Source organism: uncultured Clostridium sp. (assembly GCF_934754915.1).
Lineage (GTDB): Bacteria > Bacillota > Clostridia > Clostridiales > Clostridiaceae > Clostridium.
On record NZ_CAKVKB010000253.1, the window covers coordinates 1 to 3,258 of the forward strand.

Annotated in this window: 4 protein-coding genes; 2 read left to right on the forward strand and 2 right to left on the reverse strand. The window is 28.1% G+C overall.

The genetic code is table 11. From position 1 onward, the window contains the following. Both Q0F58_RS18385 and Q0F58_RS18390 read left to right on the forward strand, forming a co-directional pair. Positions 1-1,570 (forward strand): AAA family ATPase (locus Q0F58_RS18385; RefSeq protein ID WP_294379350.1); only part of this gene is annotated, 1,570 nt, incomplete at its 5' end. Between the two features lie 244 nt (positions 1,571-1,814). Further along, positions 1,815-2,222, forward strand: a complete 408-nt coding sequence (locus tag Q0F58_RS18390; RefSeq protein WP_294379351.1) for a PD-(D/E)XK nuclease domain-containing protein — start codon at positions 1,815-1,817, stop codon at positions 2,220-2,222. 198 nt (positions 2,223-2,420) lie between these two features. On the opposite strand, the gene Q0F58_RS18395 is transcribed toward Q0F58_RS18390, so the two are convergent. Both Q0F58_RS18395 and Q0F58_RS18400 read right to left on the reverse strand, forming a co-directional pair. Further along, positions 2,421-2,618 (reverse strand): YvrJ family protein, encoded by a 198-nt coding sequence (locus Q0F58_RS18395; protein ID WP_294379352.1) that lies wholly within the window; start codon positions 2,616-2,618, stop codon positions 2,421-2,423. Positions 2,619-2,789: 171 nt separating this feature from the next. Then, the coding region (locus Q0F58_RS18400) for a sigma-70 family RNA polymerase sigma factor (protein ID WP_294379353.1) at positions 2,790-3,258 on the reverse strand (469 nt) is incomplete at its 5' end.

A 3,258-nucleotide genomic window follows, 5' to 3' on the forward strand; every position in this document is an offset into this window, starting at 1 on the left:
AAGGCCAAGAAGATTTGGAAAAACACTGAATATGAGTATGCTTCAGTACTTTTTTGAAGATGAAAGGCACTGGAATAGTGGAGAAAAAAAGGATAATACAGCATTATTTAATGGTTTAAAAATAATGGATACAGGAGATAAGTATACTTCTCAAATGGGTCAGTATCCAGTAATTAATCTCTCTTTAAAATCTGCAAAGCAGGGAAGCATGGAACTTGCATTTAAGTGCCTGAGAGAAGAAATATCAAGTGAATTTAGAAGGCATCAGTTTATTGTGGAATCTGATATTTTAAAAGATCAGAAAGAAGAATTCATGAGAATAGCAAGGAAAGATGAAGATATGTCTTTATATGTAACTGCATTAAAATTTTTAAGTGAATGTTTATATAAATATTTTGGTAAGAAGGCAATAATATTAATAGACGAATATGATGTTCCTCTTGAAAATTCGTTTTTTGAAGGTTTTTATGATAAGATGATAAAATTTATACGTTCACTTTTTGAATCATCATTAAAGACAAATCCTTATTTGGAATTTGCAGTGATTACAGGCTGTTTGAGGATTTCAAAGGGATCTATTTTTACAGGACTTAATAATCTTGAAATAATATCTATATTAAACAAATCATATGACGAGTATTTTGGGTTTACAGATGATGAAGTAAAGAAAATATGTTCAGACTATAAGATGGAATCCAAATATGAAACTGTGAAAGAATGGTATAACGGATATGTTTTTGGAGATGTAAATGTCTATAATCCATGGAGCGTTGTAAGGTATATAAAGGATCTTACATTTTATATAGATGAATTTCCATCATCATACTGGGCAAATACAAGTTCAAACAGCATTGTAAAAACTCTTATAGAAAGAGCAGATGATATTACAAAAAAGGAAATTGAAACTTTGATAGAAGGAAGAACAATAGAAAAACCTGTCCATGAAGATATAACATATGATGAGATTTATGACAGTATGGAGAATCTTTATAACTTCATGTTCTTTACAGGTTATTTTAAAATGATTAAGCAGAAAATGGAAGATGATAAGAGATACTTGGAATTAGCAATTCCTAACAAGGAAGTTAAATATATATTCAGGCAGAAAATCTTAAAGTGGTTCAATGCAAAAATAAAAGAAGAAAACAGGTCAGTTTTATATACATCAGTTATTAATGGAAATGTTGAAGTTTTTCAGAAGGAAGTAAACAGACTTTTGAGAAAGACTATAAGTTTTAATGATGCATATGAAAATTTCTATCATGGATTTCTAGTTGGAATTTTATCAGGAATGGAAGGATATATTGTAAAATCAAATAGGGAATGTGGAAGTGGACGAAGTGATATTTATATAAAACCATTATCAATATTTGAAAGAGCAGTCATTATAGAGTTAAAGGTATGTGAGAAACCTAAGGAGATATTTACAAAATGCGATGATGCATTAAAGCAGATAGAAGAAAAGAAATATGAGGAAGAGCTAAATGAAGAAGGATATGAGGATATAATAAAATATGGAATATCTTTTTACAGGAAAGACTGTATTATAAAGATGAAGAACAATGGATAATTAACAATTGTAATAAAAGAATCATAGGCCTCTTATAATGTTAGACAGTTCAATCTGAAGAAAAAGTAAGAAAATTTGAAAAAACAGTTGAAAAACTCATAAAAGAATTATTGAAAGCTGGAATAAGTGAGAAAGTTATTTCAATAAATACAGGATTGGATATTGATGAAATAAATAAAATTAAATCAGACAGAAAATTTTAAAATGGTTTAATGATAAAATCAAGGTGAGAGATCTTTCAAAAATGTATGATGCAATAATAGGAAAGAACCCTGAAGTTTTTGAAGAAGAACTTAATAAACTCTTAATTGAAACAATAAGTTTTAATGATGCCTATGAAAACTTTTATCATGGCTTTGTAACAGGAAGTCTTATGAATATGCATAATTATATTGTAAAATCCAATAGAGAATGTGGAACAGGAAGAAGCGACCTTTTTATTAAATCAGTATCCAAAAGAGGTATTGCAATAGTTATAGAATTTAAGATTGCAAAAGATATTGATGAATTAGAAAAAAGAGCAGATGATGCATTAAAACAGATTAAAGATAAAAAATATGATGAAGAACTTAGAAGTGAAGGATATAAAAATATTGTCTGCTATGGAATAAGTTTTTATCAGAAGGATTGCCTTATAAAAATGATAAATTAAATGGTACCTTTAATGTACAATTGACAATGAGAATTTATATTGTATTAATATTTATTAAAATCTTAAGAATAAAGCAGCAGACTTATGACTTTAAAAGTCTGCTGCTATTTTTGTGGACTTTAGTCTGTTGAGTTAATGAAGAACATAAAATCACCTGCTATTTTGGAGAATTTTTAAAATGATAAATGCATGATGCAATTATGATGTTTTCTGAACTGAATCCACAGAAGAAGTATCAACAGCAACTCCAAGTTTTGCAGAAATTATTGCATTGAGTTTATTTATTGAAGAAGACAATGAAGAAAGCTGTTTTTCCAGGCGTATTAAAAGATATGCACTGACTGCAACTGGAAATCCATTGTTTACAATAAGATTCATCAATTCATTAATTTCCATAATGATGTCACCTCCTTGTTTAACTGTTAATGGACAATTAACAGTTGGTATACATTATTGCAGGACTAAAGTTTATCGTATATATTTTGCAATATTAAATTACATTATCAATAAAAAATATATTAAATATGAAAAATTTTAAATTAAAGGTATATCATAAATTGTCAATTATCAATCGCCAATTGAGCCAAGTGTTTTAGAGAGTTTTTTCAGAATCATTTTTCTTCTTTTTACAGCACAATGATATGAGATATTTTTAAAATCAGAATATTCTTTTATTGTTTTTCTGGCATGAGTATTAGAAAAAAACAAAAAGTTTATCATTTCCTGTTCATCTGCATTTAGGTTTTTTATGGCTTTATGAAGTTCAATATAATCAGATTTTTTGCAGAGGAAATCTTCTATTCCAATTAAATCTGATACTAGAGTTTCCTGAAATTCATCTGTTATAATGAGGGTTTCGCTACTGTCAAGTGATTTCCTTGTCTGAGATTTACGTACAAGGTCATAGATGTTGTTTTTAATTCCATTTGTGGCATAAGCAACAAACCTGTGAGTTTCTGGGTTATATTTGGATACACAATAAAAAAGGCTTTTATAACATTCATTTTTTAAATCAGAAAAGTCATCTCCCTGAATA